Origin of the sequence: Streptomyces nymphaeiformis (assembly GCF_014203895.1) — a bacterium.
In the GTDB taxonomy this organism is placed as follows: Bacteria; Actinomycetota; Actinomycetes; order Streptomycetales; family Streptomycetaceae; genus Streptomyces; species Streptomyces nymphaeiformis.
Genome location: NZ_JACHJY010000003.1, coordinates 209,769 through 227,270, shown reverse-complemented (window position 1 = coordinate 227,270; position 17,502 = coordinate 209,769). Strand labels below are relative to the sequence as shown.

Annotated in this window: 14 protein-coding genes; 10 read left to right on the top strand and 4 right to left on the bottom strand. The window is 72.9% G+C overall.

Going from position 1 to position 17,502, the window contains the following annotated elements; translation table 11 throughout:
- The first annotated feature begins 62 nt into the window (after positions 1–62).
- From GGE06_RS11250 to GGE06_RS11235, 4 genes are all read left to right on the top strand, one after another.
- On the top strand, positions 63–1,670 hold the full coding sequence (locus GGE06_RS11250) for a phytoene desaturase family protein (RefSeq protein WP_116162903.1): 1,608 nt from the start codon (positions 63–65) through the stop codon (positions 1,668–1,670).
- Between the two features lie 242 nt (positions 1,671–1,912).
- Positions 1,913–2,947 carry an L-threonine 3-dehydrogenase gene (tdh, locus tag GGE06_RS11245; protein ID WP_116162905.1) on the top strand — a complete coding sequence of 345 codons (1,035 nt, stop codon included), beginning with the start codon at positions 1,913–1,915 and terminating at the stop codon, positions 2,945–2,947.
- A gap of 3 nt (positions 2,948–2,950) precedes the next feature.
- Positions 2,951–4,150, top strand: a complete 1,200-nt coding sequence (locus GGE06_RS11240; protein ID WP_116162907.1) for a glycine C-acetyltransferase — start codon at positions 2,951–2,953, stop codon at positions 4,148–4,150.
- 26 nt (positions 4,151–4,176) lie between these two features.
- The gene (locus GGE06_RS11235; protein ID WP_116162909.1) at positions 4,177–5,100 is read left to right on the top strand and encodes a LysR family transcriptional regulator; all 924 of its coding nucleotides are present in this window, start codon (positions 4,177–4,179) and stop codon (positions 5,098–5,100) included.
- An 8-nt stretch (positions 5,101–5,108) separates the two neighbouring features.
- On the opposite strand, the gene GGE06_RS11230 is transcribed toward GGE06_RS11235, so the two are convergent.
- On the bottom strand, positions 5,109–6,929 hold the full coding sequence (locus tag GGE06_RS11230; RefSeq protein WP_184930723.1) for a serine hydrolase domain-containing protein: 1,821 nt from the start codon (positions 6,927–6,929) through the stop codon (positions 5,109–5,111).
- A gap of 117 nt (positions 6,930–7,046) precedes the next feature.
- On the opposite strand from GGE06_RS11230, the gene GGE06_RS11225 reads away from it, so the two are divergent.
- The 3 genes from GGE06_RS11225 (at position 7,047) to GGE06_RS11215 (ending at position 10,460) form a co-directional block, all read left to right on the top strand.
- On the top strand, positions 7,047–8,159 hold the full coding sequence (locus tag GGE06_RS11225; RefSeq protein ID WP_116162913.1) for an NAD(P)H-dependent flavin oxidoreductase: 1,113 nt from the start codon (positions 7,047–7,049) through the stop codon (positions 8,157–8,159).
- Positions 8,156–9,715, top strand: coding sequence for an acyl-CoA synthetase (locus GGE06_RS11220; protein ID WP_184930722.1), 1,560 nt, complete (start codon positions 8,156–8,158; stop codon positions 9,713–9,715). The genes GGE06_RS11225 and GGE06_RS11220 overlap by 4 nt, the downstream gene beginning before the upstream one ends.
- A gap of 91 nt (positions 9,716–9,806) precedes the next feature.
- Positions 9,807–10,460, top strand: coding sequence for a hypothetical protein (locus GGE06_RS11215; protein ID WP_312883099.1), 654 nt, complete (start codon positions 9,807–9,809; stop codon positions 10,458–10,460).
- Here the strand turns inward: GGE06_RS11215 and GGE06_RS11210 are convergent.
- Positions 10,457–11,296 (bottom strand): nitroreductase/quinone reductase family protein, encoded by an 840-nt coding sequence (locus tag GGE06_RS11210; RefSeq protein WP_116162919.1) that lies wholly within the window; start codon positions 11,294–11,296, stop codon positions 10,457–10,459. The two genes, GGE06_RS11215 and GGE06_RS11210, sit on opposite strands and share 4 nt — an antisense overlap.
- Positions 11,297–11,449: 153 nt before the next feature.
- On the opposite strand from GGE06_RS11210, the gene GGE06_RS11205 reads away from it, so the two are divergent.
- On the top strand, positions 11,450–11,854 hold the full coding sequence (locus GGE06_RS11205) for a MarR family winged helix-turn-helix transcriptional regulator (RefSeq protein WP_116165693.1): 405 nt from the start codon (positions 11,450–11,452) through the stop codon (positions 11,852–11,854).
- 55 nt (positions 11,855–11,909) lie between these two features.
- Entirely contained in the window at positions 11,910–13,016 is a 1,107-nt protein-coding gene (locus GGE06_RS11200; RefSeq protein WP_181924729.1) for a calcium:cation antiporter, read from the top strand.
- Here GGE06_RS11200 and GGE06_RS11195 read toward each other — a convergent pair.
- Complete coding sequence (locus tag GGE06_RS11195; RefSeq protein ID WP_184930720.1) at positions 13,006–15,447, bottom strand: penicillin acylase family protein; 2,442 nt, start codon at positions 15,445–15,447, stop codon at positions 13,006–13,008. The two genes, GGE06_RS11200 and GGE06_RS11195, sit on opposite strands and share 11 nt — an antisense overlap.
- A gap of 156 nt (positions 15,448–15,603) precedes the next feature.
- Here GGE06_RS11195 and GGE06_RS11190 point away from each other — a divergent pair, with 156 nt between their 5' ends.
- On the top strand, positions 15,604–17,115 hold the full coding sequence (locus GGE06_RS11190; protein WP_184930719.1) for a fatty acyl-CoA synthetase: 1,512 nt from the start codon (positions 15,604–15,606) through the stop codon (positions 17,113–17,115).
- Here the strand turns inward: GGE06_RS11190 and GGE06_RS11185 are convergent.
- On the bottom strand, positions 17,106–17,489 hold the full coding sequence (locus GGE06_RS11185; protein ID WP_116162927.1) for a VOC family protein: 384 nt from the start codon (positions 17,487–17,489) through the stop codon (positions 17,106–17,108). The two genes, GGE06_RS11190 and GGE06_RS11185, sit on opposite strands and share 10 nt — an antisense overlap.
- Between the last annotated feature and the right edge of the window lie 13 nt (positions 17,490–17,502).

Here is a 17,502-nt window from a genome sequence, read left to right as displayed (position 1 = left end):
ATGACGGATCACGACCGGACGGCGGGGTTCCCCCGGCACACGGGCGCGTGTGAGCATGAGCCATGACCGCCCCTGATCCACTCCGCGACGCCCAGGACCCCGCCCTCCCCCAAGCTCTCGACTTCGCTCGAGCAGGGAGGGACCCCCGGTACGACGCCGTCGTCGTCGGAGGCGGGCACAACGGGCTGGTCGCCGCCGCCTATCTGGCCCGCGCCGGACGCTCCGTCCTCGTCCTGGAGCGGCTCGGCTCCACCGGCGGGGCGGCCGTGTCGACGCGCCCGTTCGCCGGGGTCGACGCCCGGCTCTCCCGGTACTCGTACCTCGTCTCGCTCCTGCCCGACAAGATCGTGCGGGACCTCGGGCTGCGGTTCGCCGTGCGGAAACGGTCCGTCTCGTCGTACACCCCGAAGGGCGACGGCGGCCTCCTCGTCGGCGGCGGACCCGATCGCACCCGGGCCTCGTTCGCCGCGCTCACCGGCTCCGACCGCGCGTACGAGGCCTGGCAGGCGTTCTACGCCCGCACCGGCGAGGCCGCCCGCCGGATCTTCCCCACCCTCACCGAGCCCCTCCCCACCCGCGAGGGGCTGCGCGCCCGAGTCGACGACGCCGACACCTGGCGGATGCTCTTCGAGGAACCCCTCGGCGTCGCCGTCGAGCGGACCTTCGCCGACGACCTCGTCCGGGGCGTGGTCCTCACCGACGCCCTCATCGGCACGTTCGCCGCCGCCCACGACCCCAGCCTCCTGCAGAACCGCTGCTTCCTGTACCACGTCATCGGCGGCGGCACCGGCGACTGGGACGTGCCCGTGGGCGGCATGGGCGCGCTCACCGACGCGCTCGCGGACGCCGCCCGGGCCGCCGGGGCCCGCATCCTCACCGGCCACGAGGCCACCCGGATCGAGACCGACGGGCAGCGCGCCGCGATCACCTACCGCACCGCCGACGGTGAGGGCACCGTCGAGGCCGGCCGGGTGCTCGTCAACGCCTCCCCGCAGGAGCTCGCCGCCCTGCTCGGCGAGACGCCCCCGTCGGCCCCGGAGGGCGCCCAGCTCAAGGTCAACATGCTGCTCACCCGGCTGCCGAGGCTCCGCGACCGCACGGTCGACCCGCGCGAGGCCTTCGCCGGCACCTTCCACATCGCCGAGGGGTACGGGCAGCTGGCCGCCGCCCACGCCGAGGCCGCCGCCGGGCGCCTGCCCTCCGCGCCGCCCTCCGAGATCTACTGCCACTCGCTCACCGACCCGACGATCCTCGGCCCGGAACTCGCCGCCTCGGGCCACCAGACGCTGACCCTGTTCGGCCTGCACACCCCCGCCCGGCTGTTCGCCGACGACAACGACGGCACGCGCGCGCAGCTCCTGAAGGCGACCCTGGCCCAGCTCGACGCCCATCTGGACGAGCCGATCGCCGACTGCCTCGCCCTCGACGCGGAGGGCCGCCCCTGCATCGAGGCGAAGACGCCGCTCGACCTCGAACGCGAACTGCGGCTGCCCGGCGGCCACATCTTCCACCGCGACCTCTCCTTCCCGTACGGGGACGAGGACACCGGCCGCTGGGGCGTCGAGACCCGGCACGCCAACGTCCTCCTGTGCGGCGCGGGCGCGATCCGCGGCGGGGGAGTGAGCGGCATCCCCGGCCACAACGCGGCGATGGCGGCGCTGGGGCGCTGAGGCACGGCGTACAAATCCCGACGGGCCGGACGGAGAGCCCTCACGAGAGGTGGTCTATCCGTTCGGCCCCGTTGACGTCGCCCTTCCCCCGCCTGGGGTGTGAAGCTGATCTGCGAGCGCGCTTAAGAAATCCTCGATGGACCGCAAGCCTCGCGTACGGAAGATTCTCTTCCAGGGATCTTGGGCGCACAGTCGTGCCCGCACCCTCACATCACAGGACACGCACGTCGGGAGCCGTTGCATTGAAGGCGCTGGTCAAGCTGAACGCGGAGCCGGGACTCTGGCTCACGGACGTGCCCGAGCCGGAGACGGGTCCCGGCGACGTCCTCATCAAGGTCAAGCGGACCGGTATCTGCGGGACCGACCTGCACATCCGCTCCTGGGACGGCTGGGCGCAGAAGACGATCGCCACGCCGCTGACGATCGGCCACGAGTTCGTCGGCGAGGTCGTCTCCGTCGGCCGTGACGTCGCCGACATCAACGTCGGCGACCTGGTCAGCGGCGAGGGCCACCTCGTCTGCGGCAAGTGCCGCAACTGCCTGGCCGGCCGCCGCCACCTCTGCCGTGCCACCGTCGGCCTCGGCGTCGGCCGCGACGGCGCCTTCGCCGAGTACGTGGCGCTGCCCGCCTCCAACGTGTGGGTCCACCGCGTCCCCGTCGACCTCGACGTCGCCGCGATCTTCGACCCCTTCGGCAACGCCGTGCACACGGCCCTCTCCTTCCCGCTCGTCGGCGAGGACGTCCTCGTCACCGGCGCCGGCCCGATCGGCATCATGGCCGCCGCCGTCGCCAAGCACGCCGGCGCCCGCAACGTCGTCATCACCGACGTCAGCGAGGAGCGCCTGGCCCTGGCGCGCAAGACGGGCGTCTCGCTCGCCCTCAACGTCGCCGAGCAGACCATCGCCGACGGCCAGCGCACCCTCGGGCTCAAGGAGGGCTTCGACGTCGGCCTGGAGATGTCCGGCAACCCGCACGCGATGCGCGACATGATCGCCAACATGACCCACGGCGGCAAGATCGCCATGCTCGGCCTGCCCGCCGAGGACTTCGCCGTCGACTGGGCGAAGATCGTCACCTCCATGATCACGGTCAAGGGCATCTACGGCCGCGAGATGTTCGAGACCTGGTACGCGATGTCGGTGCTCCTGGAGGGCGGGCTCGACCTCAGCCCGGTCATCACCGGCCGCTACGACTACACCGACTTCGAGGCCGCCTTCGACGACGCGGCCTCCGGCAAGAGCGGCAAGATCATCCTCGACTGGACCACGGGAGCCTGACCCATGTTCGATTCCGTACGCGACTCCGTCCGCGCCACCCTCGAAGAGATCGAGCAGGCCGGACTGCACAAGCCCGAGCGGGTCATCGGCACCCCCCAGTCCGCGACCGTCGAGGTCACCTCGGGCGGCCGCCCCGGCGAGGTGCTCAACTTCTGCGCCAACAACTACCTGGGCCTCGCCGACAACCCCGAGATCATCGCCGCCGCCCACGAGGCGCTGGACCGCTGGGGCTACGGCATGGCCTCGGTCCGCTTCATCTGCGGCACGCAGGAGGTGCACAAGGAGCTGGAGGCCCGCATCTCCTCCTTCCTCGGCCAGGAGGACACGATCCTCTACTCCTCCTGCTTCGACGCCAACGGCGGCGTCTTCGAGACGATCCTCGGCGCCGAGGACGCGGTCATCTCCGACGCCCTCAACCACGCCTCGATCATCGACGGCATCCGCCTCTCCAAGGCCCGCCGCTTCCGCTACGCCAACCGCGACATGGCCGACCTGGAGCAGCAGCTCAAGGAGGCCACGCAGGGCGGCGCCCGCCGCAAGCTGATCGTCACCGACGGCGTCTTCTCCATGGACGGCTACGTCGCCCCGCTCGACGAGATCTGCGACCTTGCCGAGCGCTACGACGCCATGGTGATGGTCGACGACTCCCACGCGGTCGGCTTCGTCGGCCCCGGCGGCCGCGGCACCCCCGAGCTGCACGGCGTCATGGACCGCGTGGACATCATCACCGGCACCCTCGGCAAGGCCCTCGGCGGCGCCTCCGGCGGTTACGTCGCGGCCCGCGCCGAGATCGTCGCCCTGCTGCGCCAGCGGTCCCGCCCGTACCTCTTCTCGAACACCCTCGCCCCGGTCATCGCCGCCGCCTCCCTCAAGGTCCTCGACCTGCTGGAGTCCGCCGGCGACCTGCGCGAGCGCCTCAACGCCAACACGGCGCTGTTCCGCTCCCGCATGACCGAGGAGGGCTTCGACATCCTCCCCGGCGACCACGCCATCGCCCCCGTCATGATCGGCGACGCCGCCGAGGCCGGCCGGATGGCCGAACTGCTCCTGGAGCGCGGCGTGTACGTGATCGGCTTCTCGTACCCGGTCGTGCCGCAGGGCCAGGCCCGCATCCGCGTCCAGCTCTCCGCCGCCCACTCGACGGAGGACGTGAACCGGGCCGTGGACGCCTTCGTCGACGCCCGGGCCGCCCTGCGCGGCTAGTGTCCGCAGGCTGAGACACTAGGGGCATGATCGAAGCGCGGCGGTTGCACATCCTCCGTGCGGTGGCCGACCACCGCACGGTCACGGCGGCAGCCGCCGCGCTCTATCTCACCCCTTCCGCGGTCTCCCAGCAGCTCGCCGCCCTGGAACAGGAGACCGGCCACCGCCTGGTGGACCGCAGCGCCCGGGGCGCGCGCCTCACCCCGGCCGGCGAGATCCTGCTGAGCCACGCCAACGCCGTGCTCGCCCAGTTGGAGCGCGCCGAGGCCGAGCTCGCCGCCTACGGCTCCGGCGACGCCGGTACGGTCACGGTCGCCGCGTTCGCCACCGGCATCGGGCTCGTGGTGGCCCCCGCCATCGCGGCCCTCGCCCGCACCGCGCCCGGCATCCGGGTCCGGGTCCGGGACGCGGAGGGCGACGAGAGCCTGCTCATGGTCCTGGACCGGCAGGTGGACGTGGCCGTCGCCGTCGAGTACCGGGGCGCGCCGGGAGAGGACGACGACCGGCTCACCCGCGTCCCGCTCTACGCCGAGCCGTTCGACGCGGTCCTGCCGCCCGGCCACCCCCTGGCGGCCGGCGAACGGGTCGCGCTCGGCGACCTCGCCAAGGACACCTGGATCGGGCAGTCCACCGGCAACCCCTGCCACGACGTGACCGTCCTGGCCTGCGAGTACGCCGGGTTCGCCCCGCGCTTCGCGCATGTCTCCGACGACTTCCGGGCCGTCGCCGCCCTCGCCTCGGCCGCCGCCGGAGTGGCGCTCGTGCCGCGCTCGGCGCTGCGCGGGATGGACCTCTCCGGCGTCGAGGTCCGCCCCGTGGACGGGGTCGCGCCCACCCGCCGGGTCTTCGCGGCGGTACGGCGCGGAGCCGAGGAGCACCCCCTGATCAGCCCGCTCCTGACGGAACTCCGCACGGCGGCGGCACCGGAACGGGCGGAAGTCGAGCACTGACGGTCCGGTCAGTCCTCCGACGCCGTCCACCCCACCGCCTCCACCCGCGCCCCGTCCGCCGGCCGGGCCTCGTCGAAGAGCGGGAGCCCGGCGGCGTCGAGGACCCGCAGCCCGTCCACGTACACCCCGCGCCCGACGTACCGCTTGTCCGTCGCGTACCGCCAGCGCAGCCGTACGGGAAGGGCGCCGGCCTCCGGGAGCTCGGCCGTGAGCCGGTGCCAGGCCCGGCCGGACCAGCCGCTCACCGCCCCGGTCGGGTGCGGCTCCGGTTCCTCCCCCGGGCGTACGGTGACGAACGGCACCGGCTCCCAGGTCGCCCCGCCGTCCCGGGAGGCCTCCAGGACGGCGGTGTCCGCGGCCGGTTCGGTGTCCCACCACAGCGCGCACGCGAAGCGGGCGGCGCCCGGCACCGGGGGCAGGGTGAGCGTGCCGACGGCGTTGCCGTCCATGCCGGAGAACCAGGAGGTACGGCCCCGGACGGGCCGCACCGGCACGGCCCTGGCCAGCCGGTCCGCCGTGGCGACGCGCGGCGCGGAGCCCGAGCGCCAGCTGCGCACCGGGTGCACGGAGTTGCCGAGCACGATGAGGAACGCGTCGGTCGTCGGGTCGAGGACGAGGCTGGTGCCGGTGAAACCGGTGTGCCCGGCCGTGCGCGGAGTGGCCATCGCGCCCATGTACCAGTGCTGGTAGAGCTCGAAGCCGAGCCCGTGCTCGTCGCCGGGGAAGGCGGTGTTGAAGTCGGTGAACATCAGCTCCACCGAGGCGGGGGAGAGGATGCGGGCCCGGCCGTACGCGCCGCCGTTGAGCAGGGTGCGGGCGAGGATCGCGAGGTCCCAGGCGCGGGAGAAGATCCCGGCGTGGCCGGCGACGCCGCCGAGGGCGTAGGCGTTCTCGTCGTGGACCTCGCCGTGGACCATGCCCCGGTCGAGGCCGGACCAGGGCGGCCGGGCGTCCTCGGTGGCGGCGATTCCCGGCCGCCAGGAGAGCGGCGGATTGAAACGCGTGCGGTGCATCCCGAGCGGGGCGGTGATCTCGTCGTGGAGCAGGACGTCCAGACCGCGACCGGTGATCTGCTCCAGGATCAGCTGGAGCGTGAACAGGTTGAGGTCGGAGTAGAGGTACGCGGAGCCCGGCGGGTGCGCCGGGGTCTCCGCCCACAGCAGCCGCAGCTTCCCCTCCCGCGTCGGCTCCCGGTAGAGCGGGATCCAGGACCGGAACCCGGAGGTGTGCGTGAGCAGCTGCCGTACGGTGACGTCCTGCTTCCCGCCGCCCCCGAACTCCGGCAGGTACGCGGTGACCCGTGCCTCCAACTCCAGTGCCCCGCGCTCGATCTGCTGCACCGCCAGGATCGAGGTGAACAGCTTGGAGACCGACGCCAGGTCGAAGACGGTGTCCTCGGTCATGGGGATCCGCCGTTCCGGCGGCAGCTCGATCCCCGTGTCGGTCTTCTCGTCGTACGCGGAGTACCGCACGGCCGAGCCGATCGCCCGGTGCAGGGCGACGGTCCCGCCCCGCCCCGCGAGCAGGACGGCGCCCGCGTACCAGGGGTGCGCGGGGGACGGCCCGAGGAAGCGCTCGGCCTCCGCGACGAGCCCGTCCAGATGCGGCGCGAGCAGCCCGGCCCGCTCGGCCGAGCCCCGCCGCAGCGTGGTCCGCCGCGCGGCCGATCCCGACCCCGGCTGAGGTCCGGCCGAAGCCGAAGCCGAAGCCGAAGCCGAAGCCGCCGCCCCCGGCACCGCACCGATCATCAGCGCACCTCCGAGGGCCAGCACCCCGCCGCCGAACGCGCGGCGGCTCGGCCCTCCGTCTCGTCCCGCATCCTCCGTCATGCCCACCCTCTCCCACGCGGAGCGCCGGCGAAACACGGACGCACCGGCCGCAAAGAATCTGACGATGCATCAGAAAACCTCTTCCCTCCGTCGCGCCGCTGCGGCATCCTGCCGCCCATGAAGACGGAGCTGAGTCGCACCCTGGGAATCGAGCACGCCATCTTCGGCTTCACGCCCTTCCCCGCGGTGGCCGCCGCACTCACCAGAGCCGGCGGGTTCGGCGTCCTCGGCGCGGTCCGCTACACCGCGCCCGACGACCTCGCCCGCGACCTCGACTGGATGCAGGAGCACACCGACGGCCTGCCCTACGGCCTCGACGTCGTGATGCCCGCGAAGAAGGCGGTCGAAGGGGTCACCGAGGCCGAGATCGAGGCCATGATCCCCGAGGAGCACCGGGCGTTCGTCCGTGCCACCCTCGCCAAGCACGGCGTCCCCGAACTCGCCGAGGGCGAGGCCTCCGGCTGGCGGATCACCGGCTGGATGGAGCAGGTCGCCCGCAGCCAGCTCGACGTGGCCTTCGACTACCCCATCAAACTCCTCGCCAACGCCCTCGGCTCACCGCCGCCCGACGTCGTCGCCCGCGCCCACGACCACGGCGTCCTCGTCGCCGCCCTCGCCGGCAGCGCCCGCCACGCCCGCCACCACGCCGACGCCGGCATCGACGTCGTCGTCGCCCAGGGGTACGAGGCGGGCGGCCACACCGGCGAGATCGCCTCCATGGTCCTCACCCCCGAGGTCGTCGACGCCGTCTCCCCGCTGCCCGTCCTCGCCGCCGGCGGCATCGGCAGCGGCGAGCAGATCGCCGCCGGACTCGCCCTCGGCGCCCAGGGCGTCTGGCTCGGCTCGATCTGGCTCACCACCACCGAGGCCGAGCTGCACTCCCGCGCCCTCACCGCCAAGCTGCTCGCCGCGGGATCGGGCGACACGGTCCGCTCCCGCGCCCTCACCGGCAAGCCCGCCCGCCAGCTCCGTACCGAGTGGACCGACGCCTGGGACGACCCGGCGGGACCCGGCCCGCTCCCCATGCCCCTCCAGGGACTCCTGGTCGCCGAGGCCGTCTCCCGCATCCAGAAGTACGAGGTCGAACCGCTCCTCGGCACCCCGGTCGGCCAGATCGTCGGCCGGATGAACTCCGAGCGCAGCGTCCAGCAGGTCGTCGACGAGCTCACCCGAGGCTTCGAGAAGGCCGTCGACCGCATCAACCGCATCGCCGGACGGAGCGCGTCATGAGCACAGGAAGCCAGGCCCCCACCGGATTCTGGGCCCAGGCCGCCGCCGACCCCGGCCGTACGGTCCTCGTCGCGCCCGACGGCGAGGAGTGGAGCGCCGGCCGGCTGCACGCCGAGGCCAACCGTCTCGTCCACGGGCTGCGCGCCGCCGGTCTCGAACGCGGCGACGCGTTCGCCGTCGTCCTGCCCAACGGCCCCGAGTTCTTCACCGCCCATCTCGCCGCCACCCAGGCCGGGTTCTACCTCGTCCCCGTCAACCACCACTTCGTCGGCCCCGAGATCGCCTGGATCGTCGCCGACTCCGGCGCCAAGGTCCTGGTGGCGCACGAGCGGTTCGCCGAGGCCGTGACCCCCGCCGCCGACGAGGCCGGCCTCGCGCCCACCCACCGGTACGCCGTCGGCACGGTCCCCGGCTTCCGCCCGTACGCCGAACTGCTCGACGGACAGGACGGATCCGCGCCCGAGGACCGCACCCTCGGCTGGGTCATGAACTACACCTCCGGCACCACCGGCCGGCCCCGGGGCATCCGCCGCCCGCTGCCCGGGAAGCTCCCCGAGGAGACCCATCTCGGCGGCTTCCTCGGCATCTTCGGCATCCGGCCCGCCGACGGCAACGTCCATCTCGTCTGCTCGCCGCTCTACCACACGGCCGTGCTCCAGTTCGCGGCCGCCGCCCTGCACATCGGCCACCCGCTCGTCCTCATGGACCGGTGGGCGCCCGAGGAGATGCTCCGGCTCATCGACCGGTACTCCTGCACCCACACCCACATGGTGCCCACCCAGTTCCACCGCCTGCTCGCCCTCCCGGCGGACGTACGGGAGCGGTACGACGTCTCGTCCATGCGCCACGCCATCCACGGCGCCGCGCCCTGCCCCGAGCACGTCAAGCGGGCGATGATCGACTGGTGGGGCCGCTGCGTCGAGGAGTACTACGCGGCCAGCGAGGGCGGCGGCGCCTTCGCGACCGCCGAGGAGTGGCTCAAGCGGCCGGGGACCGTCGGCCGGGCCTGGCCCATCAGCGAACTCGCCGTCTTCGACGACGACGGGAAGCGGCTGCCGCCCGGCGAACTCGGCACCGTCTACCTCAAGATGAACACCGGCGGCTTCCAGTACCACAAGGACGAGGCGAAGACCGCGAAGAACCGCATCGGCGACTTCTTCACCGTCGGCGACCTCGGCGTCCTCGACGAGGACGGCTACCTCTTCCTCCGCGACCGGAAGATCGACATGATCATCTCCGGCGGAGTCAACATCTACCCCGCCGAGATCGAGGCGGCCCTGCTCGCCCACCCCGCGGTCGCGGACGCCGCCGCCTTCGGGATCCCGCACGCCGACTGGGGCGAGGAGGTCAAGGCGGTCGTCGAGGCGGCCGAGGGGCACGAGCCGGGGGACGCGCTCGCCGCCGAGATCCTGGCCCACTGCGCGGACCGCCTCGCCGGCTTCAAGCGCCCGAAGTCGGTCGACTTCGTCGCGGCCATGCCCCGCGACCCGAACGGCAAGCTCTACAAGCGCCGCCTCCGCGACCCGTACTGGGAAGGCCGTGAGCGCCCCCTCTAGGGGGGGACGTACCTCTGGTGGACGCCCGTCCGGTTAGGGTGCGGCGGACCAGTGGTTCGGCGAGGCGTTCGAGGGGTGCATGGAACAGCGGGTGCGTGTGCACAAGGCCAGGCTGGGCGGCGTCGAGGTCAGAGTCATCCGGCCGGATCCGGTCCGGTCGCGCCTCGCCCTGCGCGACGACGGCCACTGGCTGTCGATGTACGTGGACCGGGGCGGTGCCGAGCAGCTCACCGCGCTGTGGGGGCTGGCCGCCCGGTCCGCCAGGTCCCTGATCCACCTGCCGATCCGGGCCAACGCGGTCCCCGACGGGGCCGCGGTGGAAGGGGAACCGGTGGCGCTCGACCTGGTCCTGGTCCACCACAGCCTGCAGTTCCCCACCGCCTCGTGGAAGGAGGTACGGGCCCGGCTCGGTGCGGGCAGGCCACACACCGCCGCCACCCCGGACGGTGACTTCCCCGACGAGAGCGCCGTCGACCACGAGCGCAGGTACTTCTCGACGTTCCGGGACCACCTCGGCTTCGACATCGCCGCCCACACCCTCTTCGTCGTGGGCAGCGCCACCGCGTTCCGGGAGCACGGCTCCGCACTGCGCGGTCTCGTCGACGAGGCGCCGTCCCACCGGCACCGCCATCCGGGTGCAGGGCACTTCTGCGTGGAGTTCGGCTCCGGCCCGTGGACGCGTCCGAGGACCCGCCGGAACGTGCCGGGTGCCCTCCACATCCAGTACTGCGAGGACTGGCGCTAGCGCTCCGGGGCCAGGGCCGGGAGGAGCTGGGACTCCTCGTACGCGAAGTGCTCCTCCAGGTTCGTCGCCAGGCGTTCGACCTCGGTGCGCAGGGTCGCCGGGGCGGCGCCCGAGGTCAGCAGGGCCTCCAGCTCCCCGATCGCGCGGGCGACCGCCTCGTGCTCCCGGCGCATCCGGTCCAGGGACTCGGCGAGCTCCGGGAACTGTCGCTCCAGGAGGTCGAAGACGCCGTCCTCGTTGTGGTGGTGGGCGCCGAGTGCGCCGCAGAAGCTGAGGCAGTGGCGGGCGAGCCGGCCTCCGAGCGTCGGCGCCGGGGAGTCCAGGCCCTCGCGGAGCGCGGCGAGTTCGGCGCGGAGCTCGTCGTGGACCTCGACGAGGTGGGCGGCGATCGCCCGGTGCCGCGCCGGGTCCGTGAGGTCCACGCGGTGCAGGGCCACGACGGGGATGACCCGGTCGGTGCCGGCCTGGTAGGCGGCGAACGCGGGATCCCGGTCGCACTGCTCCGCGTACAGCCGGTCCCGCTCCTCGCCCTCCGTCACGACCGCCCGGGCCGCGAAGCGTTCGACGGTCCCCTCGGGGGTGCCGAGCTCGACGGTCACGCGGGCGTCGGCGCGGAGGTTGTGGAACCAGGCGGGGTGCCTGGGCCCGCCGGCGTTCGAGGCGAAGACGAGGAGCCGTGCCCCGTCGCGTACGTACACGGCCGGATGGGTGTGCGGCCGGCCGCTGCGGGCGCCGGTGGTGGTGAGGAGGAGTAAGGAGGCGCCTTCGAACATCCCGCCCACGCGGCCGCCGTTGGCGCGGAACTCCTCGATGACCCGCCCATGGAAATCGGACATGACGGTGCCCTTCGGTAGCATCGATCACGACAGATCTATTTGCTTTGAAAGCAAAGCTAAATCGGAGGATGCAGGGTGTCAATCGCGGACAACGGCGACCGGCGTGCCGACGGCCCGGACGTCGACGAGGCCGTCCGTACGCTGCTGCTGCTCATGCCCCGCATGGTCGGACGGGTCAAGCGGATCAGGATCCCCGAGGAGCTGCAGTCCCTCACCCTCGCGCCCCGCCACCTCTCCCTCCTCGCCTACCTGCTCTTCGACGGGCCGCTCGGCGTCAACGAGCTCGCCGCCCGCCTCGAGGTCGCCCCGACCACCGTGAGCCTGATGGTCGGCGACCTCGCCAAGCAGGGGGTCCTGGAGCGGACCGAGGACCCCGCCGACCGGCGGCGGAAGATCGTCTCCATCGCCGAGGCCCACCGCCCCGCCATCGACGGCTGGCTGGGCCGCAGCGCCGGCGCCTGGCGCGCGGCCCTCGCGCCCCTCGGCCCGGCCGAGCGCAGGATGTTCGTCGAGACCCTCGCCGCCTACGAGAACGGCCTCGCCGATCCCGAGGACTGAACGAGAGGACTGAACGAATCGGGCGCAAAGGCCCTCTTGTGGCAATATGCGGATCATGAGTTCGACGGTGACGGCAAGGGCACGGCAGTGGACCACCTGGGGGCCGGTGGTGGCGGCGCTTGTGCTCGCCCTCGCCTGGGGGCGCGAGCTCCCGGGCTTCGCGGTGGGGATCGTCGTCGTCTGCCTGTTCGCGGGAGTGCTCTCGGCGGTCCATCACGCCGAGGTCATCGCCCACCGCGTCGGCGAACCCTTCGGCTCCCTCGTCCTCGCCGTGGCCGTGACGGTCATCGAGGTCGGACTGATCGTCATGCTGATGATCGGAGGGGGAGACAAGGCGACGAGCTACGCCCGGGACACGGTCTTCGCCGCCGTCATGATCACCTGCAACGGCATCGTCGGCCTCTCGCTGCTCGTCGGCGCGCTGCGCAACCGGGTCGCCGTCTTCAACGCGGAGGGTTCCGGCGGCGAGCTCGCGATCGTCTGCACCCTCGCGACCATGACCCTCGTCCTGCCGACCTTCACGACGAGCCACCCGGGCCCCGAGTTCTCCGCCGCACAGCTCGCCTTCGCCGCGGTCTCCTCGCTCCTCCTCTACGGGGTGTTCGTCGCCGTCCAGACGGTCCGGCACCGCGACTACTTCCTGCCCGTGCCACGGCCGGACCGGGGGATCCCGGAGTCGGCGGACGAGCACGCCGCGCCGCCCACCGCCCGCGACGCCTGGTTCAGCCTCGGCCTGCTCGTGGTCGCCCTCGTCGCCGTCGTCGGCAACGCCAAGCTGGTCTCGCCCACCATCGAGGACGCCGTCGCGTCCGCGGGCCTGCCCAAGGCGGTCGTCGGCGTCGTCATCGCCATGATGGTGCTGCTCCCCGAGACGCTCGCCGCCGTGCGCGCGGCGAGCCGGGACCGCATGCAGACCAGCATGAACCTGGCGTACGGCTCGGCCATCGCCAGCATCGGCCTGACGATCCCCTCGATCGCGCTCGCCTCGATCTGGCTGGACGGGCCCCTGATCCTCGGCCTGGGGCCCCTCCACATGGTGCTGTTCGTGCTCACGGCCGTGGTGAGCGCCCTGACGGTGGTGCCGGGACGGGCCACCCTCCTTCAGGGCAGCGTCCACCTCTCGATCTTCGCGGCCTTCGTGTTCCTGTCGTTCAGCCCCTGACGACCTCCACCTTCAGCGCGGGCGAGCGCAGGATGTCCTTCTCGCAGAACCGGGAGGTCACCCAGCGCTCGCCCGCGAACAGCCGGGTCTGGTCGCTGTAGTGCGGGGACGCCGGGTTCGACGACTGGGAGTACGAGAGCAGGGTGCGGGCCACCGGGCACCGGCTGCCGTCCCAGCCCACCGCCTGCACGTGGCTGGTCCCGTGCGCGACCTCCACGTAGCCGCCGCCCGCCGCGTTCCACACGGGCTCGGCCTTGTTCCAGATGCCCAGCGACTCGGTCCCGCCGCTCACCGGGATCCGCTCCCCGTTCCGTACGACGAACTGGTGGGCGCCGAGCGGCGCGTCCAGCGCGATGCCCGCCGCGCGCAGCTCGGCCGCCGCGGCCGCGAGGGCCTTTCCGAACTCCGGGAGTCCGGTGTTCAGGGTGTTCGGGGTGCGGACCGGGTCGGCGGCCGAGAACGGCACCTTCCACTGGTCGGCCGGCTTCACCGTGCCGGTGAACTTCCGCCAGAACCGGTCGAAGAGCAGCGCGCCCCGGCTGTCGGTGTTCACCGTCCGGTCCCAGTCCCCGATCACCCGGCAGACCTCCGGGTCCTCCGGCAGCGCCGACGTACAGGCCTTCGCCGCGTCGGCGGCCGCCATGTCACCGGCCGGGGCACGGTTGGCGAACTGCTGGCGCTGGAGGTCGGCCACCGTGAGCCGGCCCCGGTCCGCCATCGCCGTCACGTCCTCGATCCCGCCCCGGGTGCGCAGCGAGCGCGGTGTCGCGACCGTGCCGAAGATCCGCTCGTAACCGGTCAGCGGCCGGTCGGCGTTGGCGAGCCAGGCGCTGTCGTTGGAGTTCTCCACGTACGGGGTGTCCCGCAGGACCGGCATCCGCGCCGGCCCGAAGACGCCCGGCTGCACCGCGTCCGGGTCGGAGCCGAGTGCGCAGTCCGACCGCGAGCCGTCGAGCACGGCGACGCCCGAGGCCGGGTAGGTGGCCCGGCCGAGCGGGGTGGAGCAGCGCGCGGCGAGCTCGTCGGTGATCCGGGGGAGCACCTGCGACTGGGTGAAGAGGGAGTGCCCCGCGGAGTCCGCCGCGATCGTGTTGACCCAGGGCAGCCCCTGGGTGCGCCGGAGGGTGTCGACGATGTCCTGCGTGGACCGGGCCCTGCCGAAGCCGAGCGCGGTGTCGGAGCCGCGCAGGTTGGCGGCGTTGGGGTCGTTCAGCGCGTACGCGGTGGTCGCGGTCCACGGCAGGGGCAGCTGTGCGCCGAGGCCGCCGACGACCGGTCCGTACCGGGTCCACCACTGGGTACGGGTGACGGGGGCGCCGTCCTTCACCGCGACGGTCACCGCGCGCGGGGTCATCCGCTCCGGCTTCCCGTCCACCAGATAGGCGGTCGGGTCGCCGGGCGCGAGCGTCAGCTGGTGGAGGCTGAGGGGGACTCCGGTGGCGACGGTGTGGCTCCAGGCGACCTTGTCGTTGAAGCCGATGTTGACGACGGCGGTGCCGAGGAGGGAGGCGCCGGAGACGTTCAGTTCGCCCGGGATGGTCTGCTGCGACTGCCAGAAGCGGCGGCCGCCCTGCCACGGGTAGTGCGGGTTCCCCAGGAGCAGCCCGCGCCCGTTCGCCGTGGTGGCGCCGGAGAAGGCGACGGCGTTGGAGCCCATCGTGGCGTTCTCGGGAGCGAACAGCTCGCGTGCGGCCTCGGCGGCGTCGTCCGGATCGGGGACGGCGTCGGAGGCGGCGGTGCCGGCGGGCGCGGCGGGACCCGGGGAGCCGGTGCCGGCGGGCGGGGCGGCCGGGGGAGAGACGGGCGGCCGGGCGGCCGTGATGCCGTCCACGGCCCTGCCCTGTCCGCCGAGCACCGAGACGGCGAAGCCGCGCCGGGCCACGTCGAGCGCGGTGACCGGGTGGACCCAGCCGGCGTCCGCGCAGGCCGGGTCGGTGATCCGGTTCTTCCGCAGCCAGGCGTTGTAGCCGGCCGCCCAGCCGCGCATCAGCTCCTTCAGGTCCCGGCTCGGTCCGGCCGGCGCCGGGGTGGCGAGCAGGTCCTCGACCGTGCCCGCGTCCTTCACGCCACGGAAGTACAGGTCGCTGGAGAGGTTCGTGCCGGCGGAGGACAGCGAGCCGTCGGGGGCCGCGTCCGGGCCGAAGTACCGGGAGCGTTCGCCGTTCACGGTCAGGAAGCCGTCGGCGAGGACGCAGACCTGGTCGGCGGCCTGGGCCCAGCCCGTGCCGAAACCGAGGTTCGCGTAGTCCCTGGCCACGATGTGCGGGATGCCGTACTCGGTGTAGCGGATGACGGCCGACAGACCCCGGTCGGCCGGGCGGTCGCCCCGGTCCCCGGAGTCGGCGGCCGCCGCGCCGGGCAGCGAGGCGGTGACGACGGCGAGGGCCGCGCCGGCGAGCGCCAGGTGTTTCAGACGGGTGCGGAGGTGCAAGATGCCTCCCAACGGGCAGACGGGCACTGCGGATCGGACCATGCACGCAGCTGCCCGCCCCCGTGTCAACATCCCGTTCGGTATCCGAGGTCCCGTCATGCGGGGCGCGCCGCACGGTACTTGACCTTCCGCACGTCACCCGCCGAGGATCACCGCATGGATCGACTCCTCAGCCGTACCGTCGACGGTGTCCTGCGCGCGAGCGCCCGGCGCGTGCCCGACCGGATCGCCGTCCGGTACGCCGACCGCACCTGGACGTACGCGGAGCTGGACGCGGCCGTCACCGCCGCCGCCGCCGTCCTGCGGGAGCCGCACCACGGCCTGGCCCTGCCGGAGTACGCCCGGGTCGCCACGTACGGCCACAACTCCGACGCCTACCTCATCGCGTTCCTCGCCTGCGCCCGGGCCGGGCTCGTCCACGTGCCGGTCAACCACCACCTGACCGGCGAGGACCTCGCGTACGTCCTGGAGCAGTCGGACAGCTCGCTCGTGCTCGCCGACCCCGCCCTCGCCGGCCGGATCCCCGAGGGCTTCGCGGTCAAGGCGCTGCGGGACGCGCCCGGTTCGCTGCTCGACGCGCTCGCCGGGGCGGAGGAGTACCTCACCGACCGGGACGCCCGCGACCTCGCCCAGCTGCTCTACACCTCGGGCACCACCGCACTCCCCAAGGGCGCGATGATGACCCACCTCGCCCTCGTCCACGAGTACGCGAGCGCGATCGAGGCCCTCGACCTGAGCGAGGACGACCGGCCGGTGCACGCGCTGCCGCTGTACCACTCGGCGCAGATGCACGTCTTCCTGCTGCCCTACCTCGCCGTCGGCGCCGAGAACACCATCGTCGACGCACCCGACCCGGCCGTCCTGTTCGACCTGATCGAAACCGGCCGCTGCGACAGCTTCTTCGCCCCGCCGACCGTCTGGATCGGCCTCGCCAACCACCCCGAGTTCGCCACCCGCGACCTCTCGGCCCTGCGCAAGGCCTACTACGGTGCCTCGATCATGCCGGTCCCCGTCCTGGAGCGGCTGCGCGCCCGGCTGCCCGGGCTCGCCTTCTACAACTGCTTCGGCCAGTCGGAGATCGGACCGCTCGCCACCGTCCTCGGCCCCGACGAGCACGAGGGCCGGATGGACTCCTGCGGCCGCCCCGTACGCCACGTCGAGGCCCGTGTGGTAGGCGAGGACGGCGAGGACGTCCCCGACGGCACCCCGGGGGAGGTCGTCTACCGCTCCCCGCAGCTGTGCGAGGGCTACTGGCGCAAGCCCGAGGAGACCGAGGAGGCCTTCCGGGGCGGCTGGTTCCACTCCGGGGACCTCGCGGTCCGCGATGCCGAGGGCTACCTCACGATCGTCGACCGGGTGAAGGACGTCATCAACTCCGGTGGCGTGCTCGTCGCCTCACGCCAGGTCGAGGACGCGCTCTACACCCACCCCGGGGTCGCCGAGGTGGCCGTGATCGGCCTCCCCGACGAGCGGTGGATCGAGGCGGTCACGGCCGTCGTCGTCCCGCGCGGGGACGTCACCGAGGCCGAACTCCTCGGCCACGCCCGCGAGAAGCTCGCCCACTTCAAGGCGCCGAAGCGGGTCTTCCTCGTGGACGCCCTTCCCCGCAACGCCAGCGGCAAGATCCTCAAGCGGGACCTGAGGGACCGCTTCGGCGGTCAGCTCTGACCCTTCTCCTCCATCACGCAGAGGATGTTGCCCTCGCTGTCCTTGAACCAGGCGCCCCGCATGGTGCCCGCCTCGGCCACGCCGTCGACCGTCTTGAGGTCGGGCAGGTCGTAGTCCTCGAACGTGACGCCCTTGGAGCGCAGCGTCGTCATCTCCGCGTCGAGGTCGGCGACCTTCCAGCTCGCCAGGGTGTGATCGGCCTTGCCGCCGTACGGCGTCTCGTAGAGGCCGATGGTCGTACCACCGCACTCGTACCTGGTGTCCTCCGGCGCGTCCTTCGTGAGGGGCAGACCGAGGGTCTCCGAGTAGAACTGCTTGGCCCGGTTCATGTCACTGACCGGAATGATCGCGGCTATGGGGGAGTCCGACAGCATCGCAACCACCTCC